Origin of the sequence: Rubricella aquisinus (assembly GCF_014199445.1) — a bacterium.
GTDB lineage: Bacteria > Pseudomonadota > Alphaproteobacteria > Rhodobacterales > Rhodobacteraceae > Rubricella > Rubricella aquisinus.
On the sequence record NZ_JACIJS010000005.1, the window covers coordinates 206,454 to 232,998 of the forward strand.

At 61.3% G+C, this 26,545-nt stretch carries 29 protein-coding genes; 28 read left to right on the forward strand and 1 reads right to left on the reverse strand.

Translation table 11 applies throughout. The annotated features are described in order from the left end of the window. Window positions 1–5 precede the first annotated feature (5 nt). The 5 genes from rimO to FHS89_RS09645 all read left to right on the forward strand — a co-directional run bounded on the left by rimO (window position 6) and on the right by FHS89_RS09645 (window position 6,046). Complete coding sequence (gene rimO, locus FHS89_RS09625) at window positions 6–1,403, forward strand: 30S ribosomal protein S12 methylthiotransferase RimO (RefSeq protein WP_184011027.1); 1,398 nt, start codon at window positions 6–8, stop codon at window positions 1,401–1,403. Window positions 1,404–1,410: 7 nt separating this feature from the next. Then, on the forward strand, window positions 1,411–2,004 hold the full coding sequence (locus FHS89_RS09630) for a hypothetical protein (RefSeq protein ID WP_184011029.1): 594 nt from the start codon (window positions 1,411–1,413) through the stop codon (window positions 2,002–2,004). Between the two features lie 102 nt (window positions 2,005–2,106). Further along, entirely contained in the window at window positions 2,107–3,108 is a 1,002-nt protein-coding gene (locus tag FHS89_RS09635) for a glycosyltransferase family 2 protein (protein ID WP_184011031.1), read from the forward strand. Further along, window positions 3,101–4,075, forward strand: a complete 975-nt coding sequence (locus tag FHS89_RS09640; protein WP_184011033.1) for an alpha/beta hydrolase family protein — start codon at window positions 3,101–3,103, stop codon at window positions 4,073–4,075. The genes FHS89_RS09635 and FHS89_RS09640 overlap by 8 nt, the downstream gene beginning before the upstream one ends. 30 nt (window positions 4,076–4,105) lie before the next feature. After that, complete coding sequence (locus FHS89_RS09645; RefSeq protein ID WP_184011035.1) at window positions 4,106–6,046, forward strand: alpha/beta hydrolase; 1,941 nt, start codon at window positions 4,106–4,108, stop codon at window positions 6,044–6,046. On the opposite strand, the gene FHS89_RS16445 is transcribed toward FHS89_RS09645, so the two are convergent. Next, entirely contained in the window at window positions 6,040–7,362 is a 1,323-nt protein-coding gene (locus FHS89_RS16445) for a glycosyltransferase family 25 protein (RefSeq protein WP_184011036.1), read from the reverse strand. The two genes, FHS89_RS09645 and FHS89_RS16445, sit on opposite strands and share 7 nt — an antisense overlap. Before the next feature lie 114 nt (window positions 7,363–7,476). Here FHS89_RS16445 and FHS89_RS09655 point away from each other — a divergent pair, with 114 nt between their 5' ends. The 23 genes from FHS89_RS09655 to FHS89_RS09765 all read left to right on the forward strand — a co-directional run bounded on the left by FHS89_RS09655 (window position 7,477) and on the right by FHS89_RS09765 (window position 26,515). Continuing rightward, window positions 7,477–8,091, forward strand: a complete 615-nt coding sequence (locus FHS89_RS09655; protein ID WP_184011038.1) for a ParA family protein — start codon at window positions 7,477–7,479, stop codon at window positions 8,089–8,091. A gap of 59 nt (window positions 8,092–8,150) precedes the next feature. Beyond that, entirely contained in the window at window positions 8,151–9,245 is a 1,095-nt protein-coding gene (locus tag FHS89_RS09660; protein WP_184011040.1) for a class II histone deacetylase, read from the forward strand. Beyond that, window positions 9,232–9,777: a GNAT family N-acetyltransferase gene (locus tag FHS89_RS09665; protein WP_184011042.1), complete on the forward strand. Its 546-nt coding sequence runs from the start codon at window positions 9,232–9,234 to the stop codon at window positions 9,775–9,777. Before FHS89_RS09660 ends, FHS89_RS09665 begins: the two co-directional genes overlap by 14 nt. A gap of 56 nt (window positions 9,778–9,833) precedes the next feature. Beyond that, window positions 9,834–10,535, forward strand: coding sequence for an alpha/beta fold hydrolase (locus FHS89_RS09670; protein ID WP_184011044.1), 702 nt, complete (start codon window positions 9,834–9,836; stop codon window positions 10,533–10,535). 81 nt (window positions 10,536–10,616) lie between these two features. Beyond that, window positions 10,617–11,312 carry a CoA transferase subunit A gene (locus FHS89_RS09675; RefSeq protein ID WP_184011046.1) on the forward strand — a complete coding sequence of 232 codons (696 nt, stop codon included), beginning with the start codon at window positions 10,617–10,619 and terminating at the stop codon, window positions 11,310–11,312. Window positions 11,313–11,324: 12 nt separating this feature from the next. Further along, window positions 11,325–11,951, forward strand: a complete 627-nt coding sequence (locus tag FHS89_RS09680; protein ID WP_184011048.1) for a 3-oxoacid CoA-transferase subunit B — start codon at window positions 11,325–11,327, stop codon at window positions 11,949–11,951. A 199-nt stretch (window positions 11,952–12,150) separates the two neighbouring features. Next, window positions 12,151–12,363, forward strand: coding sequence for a pilus assembly protein (locus tag FHS89_RS09685; protein WP_184011049.1), 213 nt, complete (start codon window positions 12,151–12,153; stop codon window positions 12,361–12,363). A 96-nt stretch (window positions 12,364–12,459) separates the two neighbouring features. Beyond that, entirely contained in the window at window positions 12,460–12,663 is a 204-nt protein-coding gene (locus FHS89_RS09690; protein WP_184011051.1) for a Flp family type IVb pilin, read from the forward strand. Window positions 12,664–12,748: 85 nt separating this feature from the next. Next, window positions 12,749–13,609: a Flp pilus assembly protein CpaB gene (cpaB, locus tag FHS89_RS09695; RefSeq protein WP_184011053.1), complete on the forward strand. Its 861-nt coding sequence runs from the start codon at window positions 12,749–12,751 to the stop codon at window positions 13,607–13,609. 146 nt (window positions 13,610–13,755) lie between these two features. Beyond that, window positions 13,756–15,171 carry a type II and III secretion system protein family protein gene (locus FHS89_RS09700; RefSeq protein ID WP_184011055.1) on the forward strand — a complete coding sequence of 472 codons (1,416 nt, stop codon included), beginning with the start codon at window positions 13,756–13,758 and terminating at the stop codon, window positions 15,169–15,171. Next, window positions 15,158–15,814 (forward strand): OmpA family protein, encoded by a 657-nt coding sequence (locus FHS89_RS09705; protein ID WP_184011057.1) that lies wholly within the window; start codon window positions 15,158–15,160, stop codon window positions 15,812–15,814. Before FHS89_RS09700 ends, FHS89_RS09705 begins: the two co-directional genes overlap by 14 nt. Window positions 15,815–15,990: 176 nt before the next feature. After that, entirely contained in the window at window positions 15,991–16,377 is a 387-nt protein-coding gene (locus FHS89_RS09710; protein WP_184011059.1) for a TadE/TadG family type IV pilus assembly protein, read from the forward strand. Beyond that, window positions 16,377–16,991, forward strand: a complete 615-nt coding sequence (locus FHS89_RS09715) for a TadE/TadG family type IV pilus assembly protein (RefSeq protein ID WP_184011061.1) — start codon at window positions 16,377–16,379, stop codon at window positions 16,989–16,991. The genes FHS89_RS09710 and FHS89_RS09715 overlap by 1 nt, the downstream gene beginning before the upstream one ends. A gap of 22 nt (window positions 16,992–17,013) precedes the next feature. Further along, window positions 17,014–18,240 (forward strand): CpaE/TadZ family protein, encoded by a 1,227-nt coding sequence (locus tag FHS89_RS09720; protein ID WP_184011063.1) that lies wholly within the window; start codon window positions 17,014–17,016, stop codon window positions 18,238–18,240. Between the two features lie 38 nt (window positions 18,241–18,278). Beyond that, window positions 18,279–19,760: a TadA family conjugal transfer-associated ATPase gene (locus tag FHS89_RS09725; RefSeq protein WP_184011065.1), complete on the forward strand. Its 1,482-nt coding sequence runs from the start codon at window positions 18,279–18,281 to the stop codon at window positions 19,758–19,760. A gap of 27 nt (window positions 19,761–19,787) precedes the next feature. Next, complete coding sequence (locus FHS89_RS09730; RefSeq protein ID WP_184011066.1) at window positions 19,788–20,750, forward strand: type II secretion system F family protein; 963 nt, start codon at window positions 19,788–19,790, stop codon at window positions 20,748–20,750. Window positions 20,751–20,757: 7 nt separating this feature from the next. Next, window positions 20,758–21,762: a type II secretion system F family protein gene (locus tag FHS89_RS09735; RefSeq protein ID WP_246413739.1), complete on the forward strand. Its 1,005-nt coding sequence runs from the start codon at window positions 20,758–20,760 to the stop codon at window positions 21,760–21,762. Beyond that, window positions 21,762–22,334, forward strand: a complete 573-nt coding sequence (locus FHS89_RS09740) for a tetratricopeptide repeat protein (RefSeq protein ID WP_184011068.1) — start codon at window positions 21,762–21,764, stop codon at window positions 22,332–22,334. The genes FHS89_RS09735 and FHS89_RS09740 overlap by 1 nt, the downstream gene beginning before the upstream one ends. Beyond that, a complete protein-coding gene (locus tag FHS89_RS09745; protein WP_184011071.1) occupies window positions 22,334–23,182 on the forward strand; it encodes a tetratricopeptide repeat protein in 849 nt (282 codons plus the stop codon). The genes FHS89_RS09740 and FHS89_RS09745 overlap by 1 nt, the downstream gene beginning before the upstream one ends. Window positions 23,183–23,185: 3 nt before the next feature. Next, window positions 23,186–23,671 carry an A24 family peptidase gene (locus FHS89_RS09750; RefSeq protein WP_184011073.1) on the forward strand — a complete coding sequence of 162 codons (486 nt, stop codon included), beginning with the start codon at window positions 23,186–23,188 and terminating at the stop codon, window positions 23,669–23,671. Next, window positions 23,668–24,957 (forward strand): P-loop NTPase family protein, encoded by a 1,290-nt coding sequence (locus tag FHS89_RS09755; RefSeq protein ID WP_184011075.1) that lies wholly within the window; start codon window positions 23,668–23,670, stop codon window positions 24,955–24,957. Before FHS89_RS09750 ends, FHS89_RS09755 begins: the two co-directional genes overlap by 4 nt. Then, the gene (locus FHS89_RS09760) at window positions 24,954–25,724 is read left to right on the forward strand and encodes a crotonase/enoyl-CoA hydratase family protein (RefSeq protein ID WP_184011076.1); all 771 of its coding nucleotides are present in this window, start codon (window positions 24,954–24,956) and stop codon (window positions 25,722–25,724) included. Before FHS89_RS09755 ends, FHS89_RS09760 begins: the two co-directional genes overlap by 4 nt. Next, window positions 25,721–26,515, forward strand: coding sequence for an NAD(P)-dependent oxidoreductase (locus tag FHS89_RS09765; protein WP_184011078.1), 795 nt, complete (start codon window positions 25,721–25,723; stop codon window positions 26,513–26,515). Before FHS89_RS09760 ends, FHS89_RS09765 begins: the two co-directional genes overlap by 4 nt. Window positions 26,516–26,545 lie beyond the last annotated feature (30 nt).

The following is a 26,545-nucleotide window of genomic DNA, read 5'->3' on the forward strand; positions in this document are numbered from 1 at the left end:
CCGCCATGAGCACGAACCCGCCAAATCTCCGCCCCGATCTTGCCCCGCAGGCCCGCTTCACCGAGGTTGCCCGCGCGGGCCAACCGCGCATCGGCATGGTGTCCTTGGGCTGCCCCAAGGCGCTGGTGGACAGTGAGCGTATCCTGACGCGCCTTCGTTCCGAAGGCTATGCCATCACGGGCGACTATGCCGGGGCCCACGCGGTGATCGTGAACACTTGCGGCTTTCTCGACAGTGCCAAGGCCGAAAGCCTCGATGCAATCGGGGAGGCGCTGTCGGAGAACGGCAAGGTGATCGTCACCGGCTGTCTGGGCGCGGAAGAGGAGTACATTCGCGGCACCCATCCCAGCGTTCTGGCGGTCACTGGCCCGCACCAATATGAGCAGGTGCTCGACGCGGTCCATGCCGCCGTTCCGCCCGATCCCGATCCGTTCATTGACCTGATGCCAGCGGCGGGTCTGAAACTGACCCCGCGCCATTACGCCTATCTGAAAATCTCCGAAGGCTGTAATCACAAGTGCAAATTCTGCATCATCCCTGACATGCGCGGCCGTCTGCAAAGCCGCCCCGTGCATGCGGTGCTGCGGGAGGCCGAGAAGCTGGTGGAGAGCGGCGTGCGCGAAATCCTCGTCATCAGTCAGGACACGTCCGCCTATGGCGTGGACCGCAAGCATGACACGCATAAGTTCCACGACCGCGATGTGCGCACCCATATGACCGATATGGCTCGCGAAATGGGCCGGTTGGGGGCGTGGGTGCGGCTGCACTATGTCTATCCCTACCCCCATGTCGATGGCTTGGTCGAAGTGATGGCAGAGCCTGAGACGGGTCTTTTGCCCTATCTCGACGTGCCGTTCCAACATGCCCATCCCGACACGCTCAAACGTATGGCCCGGCCTGCGGCGTCCTCCAAAACGCTGGAGCGGATTGCCCGCTGGCGCGCGATACGGCCCGATATCACCCTGCGCTCCACCTTCATCGTCGGTTATCCCGGTGAGACGGAGGCGGAGTTTCAATACCTTCTGGACTGGATGGAAGAGGCCCGCCTCGACCGGGTTGGCGCGTTCCAATACGAAAACGTCGCGGGCGCACGCGCCAATGACCTGCCCGACCATGTGCCCGAAGACGTCAAGCAAGAGCGGTTCGAGCGGTTCATGGACGTGGCCCAGCGCATCTCCGCCGAGAAGCTGGAGGCAAAGGTCGGCACGATCCTGCCGGTGATCGTCGATACGGTTGATGAGGAGGGTGCCGTCTGCCGCACCCAATCCGACGCGCCAGAGATTGATGGCAACCTTTTCATCGATGATGGCTTTGAGGGGCTGTCACCCGGTGATATCGTCACGGTGACGGTAGATGAGGCGAGCGAATATGATCTGTGGGGCACACCCACATCGCGGGGCTGATCGGGGAATGCGGATCGCGATCTTTCTTGTTGCTTTGGGGCTGGGACAGGCCGCTTTCGCGCAGGAACGGGTCTGCGGTGCTGTGGTCGATTTCCTGCCCATGGAGGACGCGCAAGCCCTCAGTGGTGACGATCTGGTGGATGCGCAATGCAACCAGACCGAAGAGGTGATCGTCCGCTTTCTCAACGATGAAATGATGCGCCCGCTCAATGAAAACGCGGGCACGGATGTGATCGCACCTTCTGAAATCCTGCTGGGCACGATCCGGGGCGATTATTACGCGCAAAACCCGCTTGAGACGATGATGGCGCTTCAGGGCGCGCTGATGAACATCCATGCAGCCAATGAGATGATCGGGGATGAGAACCGCATCCGCACCTACCGGCTGGTCGCGGTGGACCGGATGATCGACCTGATGCACGAAATGGCCCTGCCGGAATATCAGCAGATGATCTCAGACATTCTGCCGATGGTGACCGAAGAGGACGTGCTGCGCGCGAAATGCGCCGTGGTCTATGACAATTTCGAGCTGGCCTTCGACACCATCCTGTCGCTCAAGGCAGTGGAAGAGTGCGTGGCCTATAACCGGTTCGACCCATAACGCCCCGATCTGCCGCAATTTTGCCCGATCCGGCTGGCATTTCTGGCGCGGCTGCTGAATGATATAGGCCATGACGCCAACCATAGCCGGGAAAAGTGAACCGTGACCGACCGTTACCTGATCGTCACCTGCATGAAAAACGAAGGACCATTCCTGTTGGAATGGCTCGCATTTCATCGTGCGATCGGGTTCACCGATATTCTGGTCTATACCAACGATTGCGATGATGGGACGGATTTGATGCTGGACCGGCTCGCCCGGCTGGGTCAGGTCATCCACCGCGACAACACCAAACGCGAAGGCCAGCGCAACAGTTATCAAATCCGCGCCTTTCGCGCCGCGACCAAGGAATTGATCTATACCTCCTCGCAATGGGTTGCGCTGATCGACGCCGATGAATTCATCAATATCCATGTGGGTGACAAATCCGTGCAGGCCCTCACGGCAGAGGCCGAAGCCCGCGTCGGCGGGCGGGTTGATGCCATTTCGCTGCCGTGGCGATTGTTCGGGAATGGTGGCGTGGAGGGGTACAACCCCGGCTTCGTGATCCAGAAATTCACCCGTGCGGCCCCCCATTATTGCCCCGCCCCGATGCAGGCATGGGGCATGAAATCCATCCACCGCCCCGAGAGTTTCGAGCGCCTTGGCCCCCATCGCCCCCGCGTGCCTAAGAATGAAGATTGGGGACCGATCAAATGGGTCAATGCCGCCGGAGAGGACATTCCCGAAAGCTACCGCCCCCATCAATGGCGCTTTGACCGGCACACGATCAGCTACGATATGGGGCAGATCAATCATTACGGCGTCCGCTCCACCGAAAGTTTCCTGATGAAACAGGCCAAGGGCCGGGTCCATGGCGGGCAGGCCATCGACCTGAGCTATTGGAACAAGATGAACCGCAACGAGGAGGAGGACCGCTCCATCCTCGCGCTGCGCCGGAGTATGCGCCAGATGCTTAAATTCTTCAGCCGCGATCCGGTCTTGATGGACTTGCATGAGCAGGCTGTCGCAAAACACCGCGCCGATATCGAGGCGGCAAAACAGACCGATATTGGCCGCGAATTGCTGGTCGCGCTGTCACAAGAGGCCCCTTCGAATGATTGATCATCCGCTTCTCACAGCCAATGCCGAGGAAATGTCCCGCGCGGACTGGACCGTCGCGATGAAGGATCTTGGCGCCAAGCACGGCTTTTACCGCCGCTTGGGGGAGGAACACACGGCGCTGTCTGTCGGCACATCCGGCACGCTGCTGGTCACGTTTGAAAACCTTGATCACGTCTATGACAATGTCCCGAACCGCCTGCCATGGGGGTTTCGGTTTGTGACGGAGCGGGGCTGGTCGATCCTTGGCCTGATGGCCCATGCGTGGACATGGTATCGGGACGAGGACGTGCACGATTTCTTCGACGAATTGCGCGATACGGGCTATTTTGATCAATTCGAGCGGGTGGTGTTTTATGGCGCCTCCATGGGCGGCTATGCCGCGACCGCGTTCTCCGCCGCCTGCCCTGGTGCGACCGTCATTTCCATCAGCCCGCAGGCAACGCTGAGCCGCGATGTGGCAAGCTGGGAAACCCGCTATAAGCGCGCATGGATCCGGGATTACTCCAGCCGCTATGGCTTTGGCCCCGACATGATCAAGAGCGCCAAACACGCCTATCTGTTCTATGATCCCACCGCGCAACTTGATGCGATGCATATGTCGCTGTTTGGTGGGGAGAATGTGACGAAGTTCAAATGCCGTTTCATGGGGCACCGGATCGCGTCCGCGATGCAGCAGATGGGCATCCTCGCCCCGGTGATCGAAGGCTGTATCGAGGGCACGCTCAACACCGCGGAATTCTACGATCTGATGCGCGCGCGGCGCAGGTTCCCGCGCTACCTTAAGGAACTGCTGGCCCAGCTTGATAAACGCGAGCGCCCCTACCTGACGGCGATGCTGTGCGAGCATTACCTGTCAAACAATCGCGGCCCCGCGTTTCGCAAGGCGCTCAACAACGCGGGCAAGGAGCTGCGCGCGCGCAACCAGCGATTACCCTCCGAAAGAACGCTGAAATATGACCGCCGCTAACCCCATGACAGGCGGCGGGGAGGAGGCATCATGCTGATCCTGCATATCGGGTCACCCAAAACGGGCACCACCGCCCTGCAATCCTTCATGAGCAAGAATGAGGATGCGTTGCGCGCGCAGGGCATCAACTACATGAAGGCCGGCCGCGCGGGCCCCGCGCATAACCAGATTTCCATGGCGACCATTCGCGGTGACGCGGATGCGATGCGAAAGGCATTGGCGGAGGAATATCTCAGCCAGCCCGACATGATCCATTTCGCCTCAAGCGAGACGCTGTTCCGCTTTGCCATGGCGCGCAAGCTCGGCCATGTGTTTGATCCCATTTTCAAGGGCCAGACGCGGGTGATCGCCTATCTGCGGCGACAGGATTCCTATGTCGAGTCGCTCTATAAACAACACATGAAGAAAGGGCGGCTCGAATTCACAAAGGACGAATTCGTCAAGGAACAGACGCCGAAAGCGGGCTATAACGCGATCCTGAGCCATTATGCCCGGCATTTTGGCGGGGATGACTGCATCACCATCCGCCCCTATCACCGCAAGGTTCTGAAAAACAACAATATCATCGAGGATTTCTGCGACCTCATCAAAGTGCCCGACATGAGCAAGATGGAGAATATCCAGCTTGACGCGAACCCGTCCTTTTCGGTCGAGATGAGCGAATTGCTGGGCATTCTGGGCGCACAGGACGGGACCAAGGCGCGCAACATCGCGCGCATCCTCTTTGAGCAGCAGCCCGAAGGCGTGTTCGGCTCCTATGATGCGTTCAACGCGCGGGACCGGGAATACATTCTGGCGACGCTGGCCGATGACCGGGAGAAATTCATCAGCCGGTTTGTCGACGGGGACGGCGCGTTTTTCCATCCTGAGCCGGGTGAGTTTGACACGCCCTTTGACGAAGTGGCCGATATGCGCGCGACGTTGGAGCGCAAGAACAAAGCGGTGGAGGCCTTTATCGGAGCCTATGAGGCACTCCATGCAGAAGAAGCCGCCGCCCCGCCAGCGCCCGCAGCCCCCCCGAGCGAAACTACCGCCGATACCGATGCGCAAACCGACGCCGCCGAAACCACCACTGCCGATGTGCCCGAGGGCCATCTGGTGGTTAACGCCGACGCGCTGCCACCCACATGGTTTGAGGAGATTTATCCCGGCGGCACGCGGCCCGGTTTTTATCACAAGGTCGGGGCCTATGCCGCGTCCTTCGTGGATCGGGGGCCGGAAAAGCTCGTGGTGTCTTTCGACAATCTGCACAATGCGGGCGACACGCGTATGCGGCGCGAGCCATGGGCGCAGAAACTCTGTGCCGATCATGGCTGGTCGCATCTGGGCATCTATGCGCAGGCGCCCACATGGTTTCGGGACATGGACCTGATCGCCTTCATGGAAAAGCTCGCCGCGGACGGCTTTTTCGCCCGTTTTGAGACATCCGGCTTTGCGGGCACCTCAATGGGCGCTTTTGGCGCGTTGACCTTTTCGCGCCTCTCGCCCGGTGCGCAGGTCGTGGCGTTCAGCCCGCAAACCACGCTCGATACGGATAAGGTGCCGTGGGAGCATCGCTTTGCCAAGGGGCGCGCGGCGGACTGGACCCTGCCCTTTTCTGACGCGGCGGACGGGATCGGCGAGGCGAAAAACGTCTATCTCATCTATGATCCGTTCGATGACAATGACCGCAAACAGGCCAAGCGCCTGTCGGGGGACAATATCACCACGCTGCGCGCCATCGGGCTGGGCCATAAATCGGCGCTTGTGATCAACCGGATGGGTCACTTGAAGATGGTCATGGAACAGGGGCTGAACGGCACGCTTGACCCGTCCGCGTTTTATCAGGCCATTCGGGATCGCCGCGCGATTTTCCTCTATCGCAAAACGATGGAAGGCTATCTGAAAAAGCAGGGGCGGGAGCACCACATTCCCGGCTTTACCCGCGCCTTCCGCATGGCCAAGCGCCGCGCGGCGCAGGCGGGTCAATAATCAATCGAGCTTAGCCCGTAATCATCCGTCTCGATCAGGGGATAGGTGCAGACATGGGCAGGCACGCTCGGGCGCGGGGCGGTGGCCGCGCGCAACAGGTTCAGCCCGCGACGGTAGGACCAGAAGGGCTGCACCTCAGCCGGATCGGGGAAGGCCATCAGGAACATCTGCCAATCCAATGCGGTATGGCAGCGCCACTGCGCCCATGCGGCACTCAGTTCTGCGGCCTTGGCCCCTGATATCAGATAGCCATACGCGCCCCATCCGGCCTTGAGCTTCAGCCATGCCGCTGCGCCCTCCCGGTGGATCGTGGGAATGTCGCGGATCTGCAATCCCTCGCGGGTCGCGGGCCGCCCCAACACCTGCGCAACCGCCGAGATGTTGAGAAACACCAGCCCTGCCCCCGCCGCCCGCGCGGCCCCTGTCGCGGCGGCAAGCCCAGCGCCGGGGCCATGGATGAACCGGGCGTCATCCTCGAACACCAGCGCGTATTCATCCGCCTCACATTGCGCGGCGACCGCATCCCAGGCCGCCCGGTGGGACAGGCAACAGGCGACCTCATTGGCTGTGAGTTTGGCACGCGGGCTGACCTTCGCTTCCGTGATCTCCACGTCGGTCAGGGTCTGCCCATCCATCGCGTTGATGCGGGTGATCCGCACCTGATCGCCCATCGCCGCCTGAAAACTCGGCATCCGGTGCGCCGCACGGTCAAGCGAGATGACAAAGCCGCGCATGGGCCGCGACAGATCGGGCCGCGCGGCCCCCGGCTGCCCGACTGGGAGGCGGGCGAACACATCCTGAGCAGCCTTGGCCACATAAGCGGCTTGGCCCAGATGCACGAGCCTGCGCCCGGCGCGCACACGCAATGGCATCGGGGCGCTAGTATCCGCAAGGAGACGCTGGCTCATCTCCTGCCCGCGCGCCACATCGCCCGACAGGTAGAAAACCCGCTCAGCCTCCGCCAACAGGGCCAAGGGCGGGCTGGGCTGATCAAGCAAAGCGGACATTTCCGCTGCGGCCTCCTCCAGCGCTCCGGCGATCGTCAGCCCCCGGACCCAAGGCAGGCCCCACTGCTCCGGCCCAAACCGGCCCGAACAGCGCGCATGAAACCCGCGCAGCGCGTCGCGCGGGCGGTGCTTGGCAATCAGCGCATAAAGCGCCTCAAGCTTTGCATCGAGATGGACAATGTCCTGCACAGCGCCATTCATCACCTCATGGCGCAAGGGGCGAATGAGCCGCGCGTCCTCCGCGCCACCTTGCCTGTCGCGCGTGGTGATCGCGGCCAAATCGTCGAGGCTGAGGGGCGTATGGGCCACGGGCGGGCGTCCTTTCCGGCAAACGGGGGTTGCGGCGATTTATCCTGTCTTGACCCTTTCCATATTTCGGGATTTCGCTCAAGCTGTGGCGAATTTCTGACGAAAGAGAGCGCGATGAGCCATATCCTCACATTTGCCCAGCAAAAGGGTGGCGCGGGCAAAACCACGGCGCTGGTTCAGGTCGCGCAAGCGCTGGCGGCCGAGGGCAAACGCGTCGGTCTGCTGGACCTTGACCCGCAAGGATCGCTCGTAGCATGGGGCAATTTGCGCGGGGCGCAGGATATGACGGTGGTGCAATCCTCCGATTGGAAAGCGTCCTCTGACATGCGCAGCCTCAAGCGGGATCATGATGTCGTTCTGGTCGATTGCCCCGGCAATGCCGATATCCTGCTGCGCGCCACGATCCGCGACAGCGATCTGGTGATCGCCCCAGTGCAGCCTTCGGTGATGGATGTCTGGGCGCTGACCCCTGTCATGGAGATGGCGCAAAAGGAGAAAACGCCGCTTCATGCGTTTCTCAACCGGGTGCCGCCGCGTGGGGGCAATGTGGAAGAACTCGCCGCCATGATCGACGCGCCGCTACTGGAGACGCGGCTTGGCAACCGCGTGGTGTTTTCCACCGCCTTCATGCAGGGCAAGACCGCGGCAGAGTTGCAACCCCGCAGCAAGGCCGCTGAGGAAGCCGCCGATCTGGCGCGGGAGATCGCCGCCCTGATCATCACAAGCTGACCCTTTCGCTTTCCGGCCCGCCGCCTTAGCGTGTGGCCCAACAGACGAAAGGGGCGCGCATGACCACTGGATTTTTCACGGATGAGCGGTGCTTTTGGCATTCGGGCGGCAATTATGCGCTGACCATGCCCGTGGGAGGATTGGTGCAGCCGCTGGCCGCCGGGGGCCTGCCCGAAAGCCCGGAGACAAAGCGCCGCTTGCGCAATCTTGTGGAGGTCACAGGCCTGATCCGTGACCTGAGGGTACAATCCGCCGATCTGGCCAGCCGCGCCGATCTGGAGCGGATCCACCCTGCCCGCTACCTCGATACGTTCAAGTCAGCGTCCGACGCGGGCGGCGGCGAGTTGGGGGAGCGCACGCCCTTCGGCGCGGGGGGCTATGAAATCGCGGCCCTCTCGGCAGGGTTGGTCAAACAGGCGCTCCTGTCGGTGCTCAAGGGGGAGATGCGCAATGCCTACGCGCTGTCGCGCCCCCCGGGCCATCATTGCGAGCCGGAAAAGCCGATGGGCTTTTGCCTTTTGGCGAATATTCCCGTGGCGATCGAAGCCGCCCGCGCCGCTGGATTGGCCCGGCGCTTTGCGGTTGTCGATTGGGATGTGCATCACGGCAACGGGACGGAAACGATTTATGCGGATGACCCCGATGTGCTGACCATCTCCCTCCATCAGGAGGGGAATTATCCGTGGGATCGCGGGGCCGTTGGCGCGGGTGGCGTGGCCAATATCAACATCCCCCTCCCCCCCGGCACCGGGCATGTGACCTATCTCGACGCGATGGACCGGATCGTGCGCCCCGCGCTGGATGCGCATAAGCCCGATGTGATCCTCGTGGCCAGCGGATTTGATGCGTCGGGGGTCGATCCCTTGGCGCGGATGCTCGCGGGTGCGGATACGTTCGGCGCGATGACCGCTCAGATGATGACCGCCGCAGCGGAGCTGTGCGATGGCCGGCTCGTACTGGCCCATGAGGGCGGATATTCTGAGGCGCATGTCCCGTTCTGCGGCCATGCCGTTCTGCAAACCCTGTCAGGCAGCCGCATCGACGCATCCGATCCGCTTGCCGCTCGCATCGCCGCACATCAGCCACGGGCAGCCTTCGCCGCATTCCTTGACGGAGAAGTCACCAAGATCGCACAGGCGTATGGCTTTGCCTGACGATACATGGGCAGAGACGGAGCGATTGATCCTTCGGCGCTGGCGCGATGCAGACGATGCACCCTTTGCCGCGATCAACGCGGACCCGGCGGTGATGCGCCACTTCCCTGCGCCGCTGACCCGGGCGGAAAGCGACGCGTTTCTTGACCGGATGCGCAGCCTGTGGCGCAGCGACCTCAGCTTTGCGGCGGTTGAGCGTAAATCGGATGGGGCGCTGATCGGCATGACGGGCCTGCACCGCCCCGTGGGCCTGCCCATCGGCCCAGTGACGGAGGTCGGCTGGCGGTTCGCGCGATCCGCATGGGGGCACGGCTACGCCACTGAGGCGGCGAACGCGTCCCTCGCCGTTGCATGGGATATGGGGCTTTCGGAAGTCGTCGCCTTCACCTCCCCCGCAAACCAGCCCTCGATGCGGGTGATGGAGCGGATCGGCATGACCCGCGCCCCCGCACGCGATTTTATCCACCCCGCCATGCCCGCAGATCATCCGTTGAACCCCGCAATCGTCTATGCCATCTCGCCCGCGCGCTAGGATTACAACCCGGACGATCCATGGTTCTGGATCGGGTATCTGGTAAGGAGCACACCATGACCCCCGTGATTTTCATCCCCGGCCATCTCTGCACGGCAGAGATTTATGCGCCGCAGATCGCGAGCCTTGGCGGGCGTCCCTATCTGGTGGCGGATACCACGCAGGATGACACGCTTGGCGCCATGGCGGAGCGGCTTTTGGCTCAAGCGCCGGAGCGTTTCGTGCTTGCAGGGTTGTCGATGGGCGGGATGATCGCGATGGAGGTGATGACCCGCGCGCCAGAGCGTGTCGCAGGCGCGCTTTTGATGGACACGGATCCCTATGCGGCGCGGGACAAGGAGAACACCTATCGTGAGAGCGTGATTGCGCGGGTCCGGGCGGAGGGGCTGATGAGCTTCGTCGATCAGTTCACCCCGCGCCTTTATGGTCATTCACCCGACGCGATGGCGCAGCTTTTGCCTGCTGCGCGCGCGATGATGGGGGCAATGCCCGTCGATGTGTTCTACCGGCAATCGGCGGCCTTGATGAGCCGCCGCGATATGCTGCCGCTGATCGCCGGATTTGCCGGACCCGTGACCGTGCTGGTGGGCGAGAAGGACGTGATCTGCCCGCCGGTCGTGCATCAGGCGATGGCAGAGGCGCTGCCCGATGCGGCTTACGTGGAGGTTCCGGGTGCGGGGCACATTCCGACGCTGGAGACCGCCGCCACCGTGACCCACGCCCTGCACGACCTTCTGGCCCGGTGTGACGCGGGGTAAAATCACGCTGGACGCCCCCTCAAGCCTTCGCCATGATGCGCCGCAACCGAAAAATGATGCACTGCACCCGAGGAGGACAGGATGAATAAAGTCTATGGGTCCGCGGCGGAGGCGCTGGATGGCGTCCTGTCCGACGGAATGTTGATCGCGGCCGGGGGATTCGGCCTTTGCGGTATTCCAGAATTGCTGATCGCGGCCATTCGGGACGCGGGCGTCAAGGATCTGACCGTCGCTTCAAACAATGCGGGCGTCGATGATTTCGGGCTGGGCGTGCTGCTGCAAACCCGGCAGGTGAAGAAAATGATCTCCTCCTATGTGGGGGAGAACGCGGAGTTCATGCGCCAATATCTGGGCGGTGAGTTGGAACTGGAATTCAACCCACAAGGCACGCTGGCCGAGCGGATGCGCGCCGGCGGCGCGGGCATTCCGGGCTTCTACACCAAAACCGGCGTCGGCACCGTGATCGCGGAAGGCAAGGATCACAAGGATTTCAACGGTGAGACCTACATCATGGAGGAAGGCATCTTTGCCGACCTGTCCATCGTGAAAGCATGGAAAGGTGACGCGCAGGGCAACCTCATCTACCGCAAGACCGCGCGCAACTTTAACCCCAACGCGGCGACCTGCGGGAAAATCTGCATCGCTGAGGTGGAGGAAATCGTGCCCGTGGGCAGCCTTGACCCCGACAACATTCACACCCCCGGCATTTTCGTTGATCGCATCATTCAGGGCGAGCACGAAAAGCGGATCGAACAGCGCACCACGCGCGCGGCATAAAGGAGAGCGACCATGTGGGACCGCAATCAAATGGCCGCACGCGCGGCACAAGAGCTTGAAGACGGCATGTATGTGAACCTCGGGATCGGGATCCCGACGCTGGTGTCGAACTACATTCCTGAGGGCGTAGACGTGACACTGCAATCGGAGAACGGGATGCTCGGCATGGGCCCGTTCCCGGTGGAAGGGTCCGAGGACGCCGATCTCATCAACGCGGGCAAGCAGACGATCACCGAATTGGACCGGACGAGCTATTTCTCCTCCGCCGACAGTTTCGGCATGATCCGGGGGGGCCATATCGACATGGCGATCCTTGGGGCGATGGAAGTGTCCGAAAAGGGCGATTTGGCCAACTGGATGATCCCGGGCAAACTGGTCAAAGGCATGGGCGGCGCGATGGACCTTGTCGCTGGGGTGAAGCGGGTTGTGGTGGTGATGGATCACGCGAACAAGCGCGGGGAATCAAAGGTGCTCAAGGAATGCACCCTGCCCCTGACCGGAAAGGCCGTCGTCCACAGAATCATCACCAACTTTGGCGTGTTTGACGTGGTCGAAGGTGGCCTCAAGGTTGTCGAGTTGGCGGAAGGCGTCACGATGGACGAAGTGAAGGCCGTGACCGAGGCAACTTTAATCCTTTGATTTGGTTAACTAATTACTAATGACAGCGGGGGGACAGCGTTTGTTCCCCCGCTTTTTTACGCCAATTCAGCCGCACACAAAAAAAGGTGCTCACCTTAAAATTGACGGACCCTCGCCCAATTCGCGTCACATTTCACCGTCAATTTAATCCTCAGAGCAAAGACATGCTCGACGGAATATCAGCTAACTGGAGGGTAACATGCTGAAGAAGTTCAAGAACGACGAGAGCGGTGCGGTCACGGTAGACTGGGTTGTGCTGTGTGGCGCGGTTGTTGCAGTGGCAGTGGGGGTTGTTGCTGCGCTTGACACCGGTCTGACGACTGCATCCACCAACATCACCACCAACCTCGATGCACTCGGCCTCGGCACCACGGGTGACACCGAAGCAGCGGGCGCAGGCGACGGCGGCTAATAGGCCAAGCCTAGCGTATCAAACGATAGAGACGGGGGTGTTTTACGCCCCCGTTTTTTTTGAAGTCTCCCCATTTGCGTAACGAGTGAGCCCCCGATGAAACCTGTACGAGCTTTCCTGAAGGATACCAGCGGCGCTGTGACCGTCGATTGGGTTGTGCTATGCGGCGCGGTCGTGTCTGTCGCGGTCGGCATTGTGTTCGTCCTAGAAGGTGGCATCAACGCCATGTCGAATGACGTCCAGCAAAATGTGGCAATAACCGCCGATCAGGCATCGACAACCACGGATACCGTAGATTAGGGATTTGCCTTTGCGTTAAACGCGATACGTTGAACCCCCAGCCAAGGATCGCTAGAACAGGCTTGGTTCAGGAAGGGGCTTCACCATGCGGATTGTTTTCTTGCTTGTGCTGGCACTTGGCATTGGGCTTGCCGGGTTTGCCGTTTATGTGGTGAGCAACCAGTTTGAGACCCGCGATCAGCAGCTGGCCCGCATCCAGCAGATGCAGCAACAAGCCCCCCCACCCATCGAAACCGTGGACGTGATCGTCGCGGCAAAAGAATTGTCCTATGGCGATATTCTGACCGCCAATGATCTGAAAGTGGCCGTCTGGCCCGCTGAGTTTCAGCCCGAAGGCGTGTTCGACAGCGCCGCCGCCATTCTCGAAGCAGTCGATGACCGTATCATCGTGCTGCGTGCGATCGACGTGAACGAACCCATCACGACCAAGAAAATAACAGGTTTCGGCCTTGATGCCGGGGTTGCGGCACGGCTTGAGGCGGGCAAGCGCGCCTTTACCATCCGTGTCGATGTGGCCAGCGGTGTTTCGGGTTTCTTGACGCCGGGCGACCGGGTTGACGTCTTTTGGACCGGGCGCGATGGGCGCAGCCCCGTCACCCGCCTGATCCTGGATGGCATCCGCCTCATCGCGGTGGACCAGACCGCCAATCAGGACACGAACCGCCCGATCATCGCGCGCACCATCACCGTCGAAGCCACCCCGCAGGAGGCCGCGATCCTCGCGCAGGCTCAATCCAGCGGCAAACTGTCCCTGTCTTTGCGGGGGATTTCGGACACCACCGTCGGCGGTGCGGTTGAGGTCAGTCAGGACGATATCGTGGGCCGCGTCGCCCCGCCACCGTCCGAGCCGGAACCAGAAGCCGAGCCAGAGCCAGAGCCGGAACCCGTGCAGCGCACGATCCGCATTCGCCGCGCCGGAGAGTTGTCCATCGTTCCTGCGGACTAGGCGCGGTTTCTGCACAAATGACTCAGAGTCGCCTTGTAAGATACTGATTCTTGCGTTTTTTCCCGTTTCTGTCACACTGCACATAGTAACCGCCCTCAGAATGGCGGCCGCACACAACACCTTGTGCGTGAGGAGGCAGAGGCAACATGACCTTGAACCAAGTGATTCGGGCGCTCGGCACGGCAATCGGTGTGGCATTGGCCGCGTCTCCTGTCATGGCGCAAACCAGCGTAAGCCCATTGCGCGTCTTATCGACTGCGACCACAGACACGATTGATGTGCCCATCGACCGCGCCATCGTGATCGAGACCGCCCGCCCCGTAGGGGAGCTTTCTATTGCGAACCCACGCATTGCCGATGTGGCCGTGCTGGGCGATCAGAACCTCTATGTGCTGGGTCGCGCGACGGGCCGCACCACGCTGACGCTGATTGATGAGCGGGGTGATCTGCTGGCGAATATCGAAATCGCCGTGACCCCCGATGTGAGCGAATTCAAGGAGCGTTTGCGCGAAATCCTCCCCGGAGAGCCGATTGAAGTGCGTACCGCGAATGACGGGCTGGTCCTGTCGGGGGCGGTGTCTGGCGCGCGTCAGGTCGCCCGCGCGGTGGAACTCGCCAATCGCTACGCCCCGGATGCGGTCACCAGCCTATTGACCGTTGGCGGCACCCAGCAGGTGCTGCTGGAGGTGCAATTCGCTGAAATGCAACGCACCGTGGCCAAGCAACTGGGCGCGAGCCTTGCAGGCATTGGTCCGGGCAACAACCAGATCGGGACACGCACGCTGATTCAGGGCAATAACCTCAACAATATCCTGACAAATCAGCCGGTTACACTGGCGCAAAACCAGCTTGGCGCGGCCCTTCTGGGATTTCAGTCCGGCAGCTTCACCCTGAACCTGCTGCTTGAAGCGCTGGAGACGAAGGGCCTTGTCCGCACTCTGGCAGAGCCGAATGTGGTCGCGATTTCCGGGCAGGAAGCGACCTTCCTCGCCGGGGGGGAATATCCGCTGCCGACAATCGCGAACAACCAGAACGGGGTCGCTCAGGTCGAGGTGCAGTATAAGCCCTTCGGCGTTGAACTGGGCTTCATCCCCACAGTGATCGATTCCGATCTGATTAACCTTCAGGTGCGCACTGCGGTGAGCGCGGTGGACCCCAACATCTCCATCACCGTGAATGGGGCGACCGTCAATGGCTTCACCGTGCGGCGGGCACAGACCACGGTTGAGATGCGCGATGGCGAAAGTTTCGCGATTGCGGGCCTCATTCAGGATGATTTCACGGATACGAAGAACGCGATTCCCTGGTTGGGCGATGTGCCGATCCTTGGCGCCCTTTTCCGGTCCGCGGCGTTCCAGCGCGAACAAACCGAGCTTGTGATCGTGATCACGCCGCATCTTGTCTCCCCGACCGATGGCTCCACGCTGTCACTGCCGACGGATCGGGTGCGTATTCCAAACGAATTTGAGCTGTTCCTGAACGGTCAGGTTGAAGGCAGCGCCGAAGTGGCACGCATCGCCAATCAGGCGTTTGAAGGGGAGTATGGCTATGTCATTGAGTAAGCGTCATCTGCCCGCGCTGATCGCGATTGTCGCTCTTTCTGCGTGCTCCGCGAATGAGATCGGCAGCAACCCGGACAATCCAAGCTTTGGCACCGCGACCGCGCAAAACCGCATCGCGCAGAAATCCTCGCTCTCTCAGGGCCAGCGGGCGATTAACCTTGCCCGCGCGTTTAACGAGGCCGTGCCGAACACCGTCACGTTCGATTTCAACAGCACCACTCTTGGGCCGGAGGCCCGCCAAACCCTTGATCTGCAAGCAAATTGGCTGCGCCGGAACACTGGCACGCAATTTGAGATCGTGGGCCATGCCGATCTGGTCGGTGGGGAGGCTGTGAACCAGCGAATCGGGCTGGAGCGCGCGACGGCTGCGCTGGAATACCTCGTGGCACAGGGTGTCCCGCGGGAGCGCCTGATCGCGCTTGCATCGCTGGGCGAAGAACAACCTGTCGTCCAGACCGAAGAGCGGGAGCGCCTCAATCGGCGCGCCGTCACGCAGGTGTCCGGCACCCAGATCATCGGGGACGGGCGCGGATTTGATGGTCAAGTCGCGCTCCGCATTTACAGCGACTATATCGCCGGAACGGGCCCGGTTCTGACCGTGCCGGAGGATTCTGTCGGCAATCTCGGAACCAGTGACGAGTAATCCGCGCTATTTGCGTGACTCTCCTCTCGAAATTGTTATACATTCAGCGAAATAGACTCGTTGAGTGTTTGTGGGATGGGGGTCTCACGTCATCGGGGAATGCGGGGGTAGGGCTGGTGCAAACCAACCGGGACAGGAAAACTCTATTCAAGCGGGATACGTCCGGCACGGTTACCGTGGAGTTTGTCATCACGCTTCCGTTCCTGATCGCCGTTCTTGCCTTTGCCTCGCAATATGGTCAGGCCATGCAGGTGCGCAACGCGCTTGATATCGCGACACGCGATGCAGCGCGCTACATGGCGCGCGCACCCCTTGATGAAACGGGCGCGACCATTGACCCGATCTTTATCGCCAACGCCCAGACGCTGATCAATCGCCGCCTTGGCAGCGCTGTTGAGGCGGTGCGGTTCAACACCCTCACCTCGACGGCGGATGTCACGATGGTGGATGTTGAGGTGGATGTCAGCTTCCCCTTGCTGGAGTGGATTGATCGTGGCGAGGGGGGCACAGATTTCAGCTCCTTCACCATGGAAGCCACCGAAACATGGCCGAGGACGAACTGATGAGCATTCGGGGCATCCTCAACCGTTTTCGCAAGGACGACACCGCCGGCCCGTCCGTGGAATATGTGCTGATCTTCGGCCCGTTGGTCGCGATCATCTATTTCACGATCGAAATGGCGATTGCCTATCACTGGGCGCTTTCAGCACAAAAGGCTGTGGAACAGGGCGCGCGCGCGGCGGTCGTATCTGCCCCTGTGGTCAATGAGATTGCGGTGCAGGAAATCGGCGGCGCGGCTGTGATGCGCCGCACCCCGGCGGCGGGGTTCTCCGCTGGCACCCCCTGCTACCAAAACGCCTGCGAACCGGTGCAGACAGTATGGTGCTCCGGCGGTGGACGCCTGATCGAGAATGAAGACCTCGGCATGACCTGTAATGCCGACCGGTTCCAGCGTGTTTTCAACGCCGTGAGCAGCATTACATACAATCTTGAGCCCGAAGATGTGTCTGTCTTTTATGAAGACCTTGATCTTGGGTATGCAGGAGAGCCATATGTAGCGATGGTGACCGTATCCATCCGGCAGCGCGCATTCCCATTTGCTTTGGGCCTGTTCGGAACAGAGACGAGATTGCCCGCTGTGTCCTCCTCATTGGTTGCCGAGGACCTGCGGGACTAGGGATCAAGGGGCAGTCGCGCTAATGGCGTTGTTGAGAGGTAAGTCCACGCCCGCGCCAGAAGCGCTCGCCGTGGCAACACATCTGGAAGATTTTGACCTCCTGATGGAGGATCTCGACGAAGAATTCGGGACAGCATGGCAATCCGTTGCCGTAGGCGCGGCTTTTGACCGGATCGCTGAGGTTAACCCGGAGGAAACCGAAATCCTCGTCATCGCGGTTGAGCCCGATGACGAACCGGCCTTTGGCACCTTTGCCGACCTGATCAAAGCGGGCCAGCAGAAGGGCATGGCGGTGCTATTGGTCGTCGATGAGGTCAGCCCGCGCGCCATGCACACGTTGATGCGCGCCGGGGCCGACGATTTCACGCCCTACCCGCTGCCCGAAGGGGTGCTGTCCGAAACCATCCGCTCGATGCGGGGTAAGGTGTCCCAAAAGGTGGCGGAAGCGAAAGCCGCAACCGAGATGCGGCAAGGCGTGATAATGCCCGTCTATGGCGTGGCCGGTGGCGTGGGCGCGACCACTTTCGCCGTGAACCTTGCTTGGGAAATTGCGCTGGAATTGCGCAAAACCGATAAGCGCGTCGCGATCATCGACCTTGATCTGCAATATGGCACCGTGTCGACCTATCTGGAGCTTCAGCGGCGGGAGGCGATCTACGAATTGCTCTCCTCCCCCGAAAACATGGACCGCGACAGCGTCAAACAGGCGATCCAGACCTTCAACAAGCGGCTTGATGTGTTTACCGCGCCCCCGGATGCGCTGCCGCTTGATTTCATGGAGCCGGAAACGCTGAACACCATTCTGGATTTCATGGTGCAAGGCTATGATTTCATTGTGGTGAACGTGCCCAGCGCGCTGACGCGGTGGTCCGATATCGTGCTGACCCGGGCGGAGACTTATTTTGCCGTAATGGAAACCGATATGCGTTCCGCCGACAACATGCTGCGCTTCCTGCGCGCGTTGAAGGCCGAGGATTTGCCGTTTGAGAAAATCCAGTATGTGCTGAACCGCGCACCCGGCCTGACAGATATGTCGGGGCGTCGGAGCCGGATGAAACGGCTCGCGGAAACGCTCGGTATTGAGTTTAACGTCATGCTTCCTGATGGCGGCAGCGCCATTCCGAATGCGTGCGACCACGGCAAACCCCTCGCTGAGGCCGCGGCGCGCAATCCGCTGCGTAAAGAGATTAACAAAACCGCGATCTCCCTGATAAAACTGGTGGAGTCGCAAAAAAGCGGTACGATCTGAGGGACAATTCATCGGTCTGAGCAAGGGGGGCTCTGAGCATGTTTTCACGTTATCAAAAACCGGGTGCGGTGCCGTCGGCCCCTGCCCCGCCAAAGATCACGAAACCTGCCGTCCGCCCCGCGCCCTCTGCCCCTGATCCAGTCGCCCCCCCGCGGCAACAGGAAGAAGAGGTCGCGCCGCGTATCGTGCGCGCACAGGCGGTGGTCGAGCAGTCCCCCGATGCGGAACGGGATCGCAAGCGGCGCGAGCGCCTGCTCGATATCCGCATGGACCTGCATCGTAAGCTACTGGAAACACTAAATCTTTCCGTTCTTGACCGGGTGCCGGAGGCCGAGTTGCGGCGCGAAATCAGCGTCATCGCGCGCGAGGGCTTGCGCGAAATGAGCGTGGTGCTGACCGCCGCCGAAACGGAACAACTCAACAGCGACCTTTATGACGAAGTGACCGGGCTTGGGCCGCTGGAGCCGCTGCTGAAAGACCCAACGGTCAACGATATTCTCGTCAACGGCCCAAATCAGGTGTTCGTGGAACGCGGCGGCAAACTGCAATTGACCGATACGGTGTTTCGCAATGACAAGCACCTCTTGCGTGTCATCGACAAGATCGTGAGCGCCGTGGGCCGCCGGGTCGACGAATCAAACCCCTATGTGGACGCCCGCCTGCAAGACGGCTCGCGCTTTAACGCGCTCGTACCGCCCTGTGCGGTGGATGGCGCGCTCGTCTCGATCCGTAAATTCTCCAAGGAGAAGCTCTCGATCGACGAATTGATCAATTTCGGCGCGTTTACCGAGGAAATGGCCGCCTATCTTCAGGCTGCCGTGGCATCGCGCATCAACGTGATCGTGTCAGGCGGAACCGGGTCGGGTAAGACCACGACGCTCAACGCGCTGTCCTCCTTCATCGACAATTCCGAGCGGATCGTGACGATTGAGGACACCGCCGAACTTCAGTTACAACAGATCCATATCGGCCGCATGGAAAGCCGCCCGCCCAACGTGGAAGGGCGCGGTGAGGTGACCCAGCGTGATCTGCTGCGCAACGCGTTGCGGATGCGGCCGGACCGGATCATCGTTGGGGAAACGCGCGGCAACGAAGTGATCGACATGTTGCAGGCGATGAACACCGGCCATGACGGGTCCATGACCACGATCCACGCCAACTCCGCCCGCGATGCTGTCAGCCGCCTTGAAAACATGATCGCCATGTCCGGGGTGGAGATGCCGATCAACGCGATGCGCGCCCAGATCGCGGCGGCTGTGAACCTTGTCGTGCAGGTCAGCCGCCTTCAGGATGGCTCCCGCCGGATGCTGTCGATCACGGAAATCACCGGGATGGAGGGGGATATCGTCTCTATGCAGGAAGTGTTCCGTTTCCAGCGCACAGGTGTTAGTGAAAACGGAAAGATTATTGGGCATTTCACCGCAACCGGGCTACGTTCGCATTATGCGGAACGCTTTGCCCAATGGGGCTACGATCTGCCAAACAGCATCTATACACCGACCCGGGGGGGATCGGCGTAAGACCATTGTCGAGGGGGAGCCGGGCGCATGTCGTTCGAGCCACTGATTTACGCGATTGTGTTTGTCGCAGTGCTTGCACTGGTCGAGGGCATTTACCTTGTCATCTTCGGGCATTCCGTGCGGCTGGAATCCAAGGTCAACCGCCGGTTGGAATTGCTGGAGAAAGGGGAAGACCCCGAAGAGGTGCTCGAAACCCTCCGCACGGAGCGGGATCGCCACCGAAAGAACACCGGCATCCCCATTTTTGCCCCCCTCTATGAACGCGCTGCCCAAGCGAATATCGCCTTTAGCCCCAAGGCGCTGATCGTGGTGATCATCGCGATGGCGGCTGTGGTGTTCATCCTATTGACGATCTTTTCCACCGCCGGTCTGTTTTTGCGGCTGATGATCGGCATCCTGATGGGGTATGCCGCCGTCTATCTGTGGCTCAACAACAAGGCGAAAGCCCGGCTGCAACTGTTTGAAGAGCAGTTGCCGGATGCGGTGGAATTGATCGTGCGCTCGCTCAAGGTCGGGCATCCTTTCTCCAGCTCCGTTGCCATCGTGGCGCAGGAAATGCCTGATCCGCTTGGCACCGAATTCGGCATGATCGCGGATGAGGCGACCTACGGCATGGACGTCACCACCTCGCTCAACCAGATGGCGGAGCGGATTGACGTGCAGGATTTGCGCTTTCTCGCGGTGGCGGTCAGCATTCAGGCGCAATCGGGCGGTAACCTTGCCGAAGTGCTCGAAGGGCTTGCCGCCGTGATCCGTGCCCGGTTCAAGCTGTTCCGCCGCGTGAAGGCGATCACCGCAGAAGCGAAATGGTCGGGCTGGTTCCTGTCCATGTTCCCGCTCATGGCGATCATCATGATCAACCTTGTGGACCCGAATTATTACGATGAAGTCCAGCAAAGCTCGGTCTTTTTGCCCGGAGCCATTTTCGTGGCGGTCATGCTGGTGGTGAACATGGTTTTCATGCGCGCCATGGTGAATATCAAGGTATGATGCAGCCATGGACATGATACTCAACACGCTGGATACCGTTTGGGACGTGCTGGTCGCCGCATTCGGCCCGTTCGGGCCGCTCTATGCCTTGGGCGCGGCAGGGCTGTTTCTCATCGCGCTGTCCGCGCCCTTTGCGCTCAAGAAACCCGTTGATCCGCTGGACCGACTGACGGAATCCGCCCCCGCGCCGAAAACCGCGCGACCCCAGTTGAACCAGAACCGGGGCGAGGCGCTTAAACTGCGTGCAGAGCCGAACGGACTGGGGCTTGATGCCTTCGCCAACTATCTGGAACCGCAGGACCAGAAAGAATTCGGCGCGGTGCGGCTCAAGCTGATCCAGGCGGGCTATCGCAGCCGTTCTGCGGTGTCGACCTATCACTTCCTGCGCGTGGCACTTGGCCTTGGCATGTTGGGCGTGGGGCTGTTGGGTGTGTTCATCTTCAACACCCAAGAGGACGTGATGAAAACGATCATGACCGTCCTCATCCCCGGTCTGATCGGGTATTTCGGCCCGGATTATTGGGTGACGCGCCGGGTGGAGAGCCGCAAGGAAGAAATCGCGACCGCCTTTCCCGACGCGCTCGATCTGATGCTCGTCTGTGTGGAGGCGGGCCAGTCGCTCGATCAGGGGATCATGCGCGTCGCGCGGGAGATCAAATCGGGCTATCCCGTGCTGGCCGAAGAATTCGAGATCGTGGCAAACGAAGTCCGCGCCGGGAAAGAGCGTGTGACCGTCCTGCGCGACATGGCGGAGCGGTGCGGCGTGCCCGATGTGTCCTCCTTCGTGACGGTGCTGATCCAATCTGCCAGTTTCGGTACAAGCATCGCCTCCGCCCTGCGGGTCTATTCCGCGGAAATGCGGGACAAGCGCGTGATGCGCGCTGAGGAAAAGGCGAACGTGCTGCCCACCAAACTGACACTTGGCACCATGATGTTCACCGTGCCGCCGCTCCTGCTTTTGCTGGTTGGGCCGTCGGTGTACGAGGTGATGCAGACCCTTTCGGGGGGCTGATGCCCATGCGCGCCCTGCTGGCCATACTGCTGCTCGCGGGATGTGCGGGGCCGGATGGATTTGCCGACCTGCGCCCGACGGGGGAGCGTCCTCTTACGCTGGATGTGGACCGGGCGGTCGATCCCCTGCAAACCGGGCACGCCTTGATGAATGCGGGCGAGCATGAATTGGCGCGGCGCAGTTTCGCGCGCGCGCTGATCGACAATCCGCAAGATCCCCGCGCGCTTGTCGGTGTTGGCTCGGCCAATCAGGCGCTTGGCCGGTTCAAACAGGCAGAGCGGTTCCTGCGCGCGGCGGTCGAGGCCGATCCGCGCTCCATCGTGGGGTGGAATAATCTCGGTGTGGTGCTGCACGAACAGGGCGATATCGTTGGGGCGGAGGCGGCGTTTCGCCTTGCCTTCCTGCTTGATAGCGGTGCCAGCCCCGATGTGACGCGAAACTTCAACATGGCCCTTGCGAGCCTGGAGCAGACGGGGGAGACTCCGGCCACGGTTGAGGGTGATTTCCGTCTGGTGCCGCTCGGGCATGGTCGGTATTTCTTAACCACAGGTGATCCTGAGGGGGATGGATAATGAAATGGGCTCTACCCGCTGCTGCCCTGCTGATGGCGCTGGCCGCATGTGAAACCGCCCCACGGGTGGACGCAGATGAAGGGTTTGACGAAATTGACCTCATTGAGGAGGCAAACCTCACCGACCTGATGCTGTCCTTGAGCGATCCGGCGGATGCCGTGTCCTATTTCGAGGCGGCCCTCACGCGGGAGCCGCAGCGCGTGGATTACAAACGCGGATATGCCCAAGCCCTTGCCCGCGCGGGCCGGTATACCGAGGCCGCGCGCATCTATGAGGATTTGAACACGACCGGGCAGGCCGAAACCAATGACCGCCTTGTCTATACCGAGGTGCTGATCCGCGAAAACCGGTTCGAGGAGGCCGCGATCCAGCTAGAGCTGCTTCCGACGCTGACGGATGAATATCGCTACAACCTGCTCAACGCGCTTGTCGCGGATCATTATGGCCGCTGGGCCGATTCAGACCGCTATTACGATCAGGCCCAATCCCTGACCACGCGCCCCGCACCGGTTTTGAACAATTGGGGCGTGTCGCATCTGTCACGGGGCGACAATCCCGGCGCGATGGACCTGTTTGAACGGGCCGTGGCCCTTGATCCGGGCCAGTTCGGGCCAAAGAACAACCTGACGATCACGCGCGGGCTGGAGCAGATCTACACCCTGCCCGTCGTGCCGATGACCGAAGAGGAGCGGGCGCAGCTTTACCACAACCTTGCCCTCGTGGCTCTGCGGCAGGGGGAGGAGGACGTGGCAAAGGGGCTTTTGCGCGCCGCCGTCAACAGCCATCCGCGCTTCTTCCCCGCAGCGGCGGATAAGCTCGAAGCGCTTGAAGCCGTGGTGGAGCGTTGAGCCATGGCGCCGCTTGTGTTTCTCCTTCTCGTCACGCTCCCGCTTCTTTATGCGGCATGGAGCGATCTGCGGTTCATGCGCATCCCGAATGAGGTGTCCCTGGCCCTGTTGGGCCTGTTTGTCGTCTCTGCCCCGTTCCTCGTTGGATTGCCTGAGATGGGCTGGCGGCTTGGCATCGGGGCGGCGGTGCTGATCACCGGCTTTGTGCTCAACGCGCTGAAGCTGATCGGCGGCGGCGATGTGAAGCTGTTGTCTGCCGGTATCCTGTTCGTCGATCCGAGCACCGATCACCTGAGCCTATATTTGCAGGTTCTGGGCATGATGTCCCTTGCTGGCGTGATCGTGCATCGTGGGCTTGCACGGGTCAGCCCGGTGCGCGATGCCGTGCCCGAATGGGGCAGTTGGGGCGAGCGTGGGAAGTTTCCCTTCGGTCTGTCGATCTCGGCCAGCATCCTGTTCTACCTTGGCCTTGTTGTGATCCTGACATGACCTCTGTTCCCGCACCCAAGGCCCCGACCACCGTTGCGGAAACCGGCATCGCGCCGACCCTGCTGCGCGATCTTTTGTTAAAGGCGATTTTCCGGCTCAACCTCACCAGCGTGTCGGACATGTCGAAAGCCTGCGCCGTTACGCCGCCCGTGATCGAAGACCTCGTGCAGATGTGCCGCGATGGACGCCTGATCGAAACCCTCGGGATGAAGGGTGAAGCGGGCTCGGAACTGCGCTACCAGTTGACCGATACGGGCCGTGCGCGCGCGCTCGATGCGCTGGCGCAATCGGAATATGCGGGCGCGTTTCCCGTATCGCTTGACGCATTTACCGCCCAATCTTCGGCACAATCGCTGCGCAATTCCACGATCACCCGCGATGCGCTGGAAAAAGCCTCCGCCCATCTGATCCTACCCAAGGGGCTGTTGGAAAACCTTGGCCCGGCGGTGAATTCGGGTCGGTCGATCCTGCTTTACGGGCCGCCGGGCAACGGGAAATCCGTGCTGTCCTCGGCCATTCGCGATGCGTTAACCGATCACGTTTATATCCCGCGCGTGTTGGAAGTGGGCGGGCAGATGATCGCGGTATTTGATCCTTCCGTCCATCGCCCGATCACCGACCCGGTGAGCGAGCACGGATTGCGCCGCAGCGACACATTCGATCAGCGTTATGTCAAATGCCGCCGCCCCACGGTGATCACCGGGGGCGAACTGACCATCGACATGCTTGATCTTGGCTTCAACCCGATGAGCCGGACCTATCAGGCGCCACTTCAGTTGAAGGCGACCGGTGGCATCTTCATCGTGGACGATCTAGGCCGTCAGCGCGAAGCGCCACAGGCGCTGATGAACCGCTGGATCGTGCCGATCGAGGAGCAGTTTGACCTATTGTCGCTGCAATCGGGCCAGAAATTCCGCGTGCCGTTTGACACGCTCGTCATCTTCTCCACCAACTTCGCGCCGAAAAAGCTGTTCGACGGGGCGGCGTTGCGCCGGATTTACTACAAGATCCGCATCGACGGGCCAAGCCGCGATGACTTCATCAAAATCTTTCTGCTGGTCGCGCGGCAATACAAGATGAAGCCCGATGAGACGACGCTCGCCCATCTGATCCGCAAACTCTACCCGTCGGTGGGCGCGCCTTTTGCCTCCTTCCACGCACCGTTTCTGATCGACCAGATGGCCTCTATCTGTGCCTATGAGGGGATCGCGCCGCAAATGTCCGTCCCCCTGATCGAGCGGGCATGGGCCAACCTGTTTGTTGCCGATGAGGAGAACACGCTGTGAGCCTGATCACCGTCACGCATGAGGGCCCCGTCGCCCATGTCCGCCTGAACCGGCCCGACAAGATGAACGCGGTCAACCCAGCACTTCTGACAGAATTGGTCAGCGCGGGGGAGGCGCTGGCAAAGGATGACATCCTGCGCGCCGTGGTGCTGAGCGGTGAGGGCCGTGCCTTTTGCGCCGGGTTGGACGTGATGTCCTTCGGCGCAGAACTGGCGACGCTTGACATCATGGCCCGCACCCATGGCGACGCGAACCTGTTTCAGCGCGCCACGCTCGTCTGGCATGACATGCCCGTGCCAGTCATCGCAGCGCTGCATGGCACCTGTTTCGGGGCGGGGATGCAGATCGCGAGCGGTGCGGATATCCGCGTCGCCGCACCCGACACGAAACTGTCGATCATGGAGATGAAATGGGGCCTCGTGCCCGATATGGGCGGGCTGGTCACGTTTCCCCGGCTGGCGTCCATGGATGTGCTGGCAAGACTTTTCTACACGGCTGAGGTGTTTGAGGGGGCAGCGGCCCTTGGCTATGGCCTCGTGACCGAATGCGATGCCGATCCGCTGGCGCGCGCGCTGGCGCTCGCCTCAGAGATCGCAGGGCGTAGCCCAAGTGCTGTACGCGCGGCGAAACGGTTGTTGCAGCATGATGGCGCGCGCGACGCGCTTTTGATGGCGGAGTCGCAAGAACAGCGCGACCTCATCGGCAAACCGCATCAGATGGAGGCGGTCATGGCCAATATGGCAAAACGCCCGCCCAAGTTCACATGATCATCGGGGTCGCTGGCTGCGGGCGCATGGGCATGGGAATGGCCCGCGCGCTGGATCAGGCTGGCTTTGCCGTACGCGGCTATGATGTGGTGGAGAAAGACGCGCCCTTCATGGTGCCGCTGGCCACTTTCCGCGCAGACATCACCGTGTTGATCAGCGTTGTGCGCGATGTGGCGCAGACCGAGGACGTCCTGTTCGGGGCGCAGCGGCTGTGTGATGCGCCGGGTCTGCGCACCATCATCCTTTCCTCCACGCTGTCGCCACGTTATGTGACAGCGCTCCGGGCGCGCGTACCGGATCACATCGCGCTGATCGACGCGCCGATGAGCGGAGCGCAGATTGCGGCGGATGAGGCGCGGCTATCCTTTATGCTGGGTGGCGCGGAGGGTGAACTTGATGCGATGCAACCCCTGTTTGACGCCATGGGGCGGGTCAGCCACCGGATGGGCGGTTTTGGTGCGGGCGCGACGGCAAAAGTGCTGAACAACCTTGTCGCGGCAAGCTCCACGGCGGCCACGCGCACGGCGCTTGCTTGGGCGGATGCGCTGGGACTTGATGAGGGGCGGTTGCGGGCGCTGATGCATGACAGCACCGGGCAGACATGGTTTGGCACCCATTACGACGATATCGAATTCGCGCGGGATGGCTATGCGCCGGACAACACGATCGGCATCCTCGTCAAGGATGTGCAGGCCGCGATGGATGGTGCGCCCGACGGGGCCGATCTGACGCTTGCCAAGGCGATACAGGCCAGCATCCGCGCCCTGCCCCCGCGACCCAAGCGCGGATAGGGCGGGAGCCTCCGGCGGGAGGTATTTGTG

What these genes read in the sequence shown, in the direction of transcription:
- rimO (WP_184011027.1), top strand. Translation starts at nt 6, where the DNA reads ATGAGCACGAACCCGCCAAATCTCCGCCCCGATCTTGCCCCGCAGGCC.
- FHS89_RS09630 (WP_184011029.1), top strand. Translation starts at nt 1,411, where the DNA reads ATGCGGATCGCGATCTTTCTTGTTGCTTTGGGGCTGGGACAGGCCGCT.
- FHS89_RS09640 (WP_184011033.1), top strand. Translation starts at nt 3,101, where the DNA reads ATGATTGATCATCCGCTTCTCACAGCCAATGCCGAGGAAATGTCCCGC.
- FHS89_RS09645 (WP_184011035.1), top strand. Translation starts at nt 4,106, where the DNA reads ATGCTGATCCTGCATATCGGGTCACCCAAAACGGGCACCACCGCCCTG.
- FHS89_RS09655 (WP_184011038.1), top strand. Translation starts at nt 7,477, where the DNA reads ATGAGCCATATCCTCACATTTGCCCAGCAAAAGGGTGGCGCGGGCAAA.
- FHS89_RS09660 (WP_184011040.1), top strand. Translation starts at nt 8,151, where the DNA reads ATGACCACTGGATTTTTCACGGATGAGCGGTGCTTTTGGCATTCGGGC.
- FHS89_RS09665 (WP_184011042.1), top strand. Translation starts at nt 9,232, where the DNA reads ATGGCTTTGCCTGACGATACATGGGCAGAGACGGAGCGATTGATCCTT.
- FHS89_RS09670 (WP_184011044.1), top strand. Translation starts at nt 9,834, where the DNA reads ATGACCCCCGTGATTTTCATCCCCGGCCATCTCTGCACGGCAGAGATT.
- FHS89_RS09675 (WP_184011046.1), top strand. Translation starts at nt 10,617, where the DNA reads ATGAATAAAGTCTATGGGTCCGCGGCGGAGGCGCTGGATGGCGTCCTG.
- FHS89_RS09680 (WP_184011048.1), top strand. Translation starts at nt 11,325, where the DNA reads ATGTGGGACCGCAATCAAATGGCCGCACGCGCGGCACAAGAGCTTGAA.
- FHS89_RS09685 (WP_184011049.1), top strand. Translation starts at nt 12,151, where the DNA reads ATGCTGAAGAAGTTCAAGAACGACGAGAGCGGTGCGGTCACGGTAGAC.
- FHS89_RS09690 (WP_184011051.1), top strand. Translation starts at nt 12,460, where the DNA reads ATGAAACCTGTACGAGCTTTCCTGAAGGATACCAGCGGCGCTGTGACC.
- cpaB (WP_184011053.1), top strand. Translation starts at nt 12,749, where the DNA reads ATGCGGATTGTTTTCTTGCTTGTGCTGGCACTTGGCATTGGGCTTGCC.
- FHS89_RS09700 (WP_184011055.1), top strand. Translation starts at nt 13,756, where the DNA reads ATGACCTTGAACCAAGTGATTCGGGCGCTCGGCACGGCAATCGGTGTG.
- FHS89_RS09705 (WP_184011057.1), top strand. Translation starts at nt 15,158, where the DNA reads ATGTCATTGAGTAAGCGTCATCTGCCCGCGCTGATCGCGATTGTCGCT.
- FHS89_RS09715 (WP_184011061.1), top strand. Translation starts at nt 16,377, where the DNA reads ATGAGCATTCGGGGCATCCTCAACCGTTTTCGCAAGGACGACACCGCC.
- FHS89_RS09720 (WP_184011063.1), top strand. Translation starts at nt 17,014, where the DNA reads ATGGCGTTGTTGAGAGGTAAGTCCACGCCCGCGCCAGAAGCGCTCGCC.
- FHS89_RS09725 (WP_184011065.1), top strand. Translation starts at nt 18,279, where the DNA reads ATGTTTTCACGTTATCAAAAACCGGGTGCGGTGCCGTCGGCCCCTGCC.
- FHS89_RS09730 (WP_184011066.1), top strand. Translation starts at nt 19,788, where the DNA reads ATGTCGTTCGAGCCACTGATTTACGCGATTGTGTTTGTCGCAGTGCTT.
- FHS89_RS09735 (WP_246413739.1), top strand. Translation starts at nt 20,758, where the DNA reads ATGGACATGATACTCAACACGCTGGATACCGTTTGGGACGTGCTGGTC.
- FHS89_RS09740 (WP_184011068.1), top strand. Translation starts at nt 21,762, where the DNA reads ATGCCCATGCGCGCCCTGCTGGCCATACTGCTGCTCGCGGGATGTGCG.
- FHS89_RS09745 (WP_184011071.1), top strand. Translation starts at nt 22,334, where the DNA reads ATGAAATGGGCTCTACCCGCTGCTGCCCTGCTGATGGCGCTGGCCGCA.
- FHS89_RS09750 (WP_184011073.1), top strand. Translation starts at nt 23,186, where the DNA reads ATGGCGCCGCTTGTGTTTCTCCTTCTCGTCACGCTCCCGCTTCTTTAT.
- FHS89_RS09755 (WP_184011075.1), top strand. Translation starts at nt 23,668, where the DNA reads ATGACCTCTGTTCCCGCACCCAAGGCCCCGACCACCGTTGCGGAAACC.
- FHS89_RS09765 (WP_184011078.1), top strand. Translation starts at nt 25,721, where the DNA reads ATGATCATCGGGGTCGCTGGCTGCGGGCGCATGGGCATGGGAATGGCC.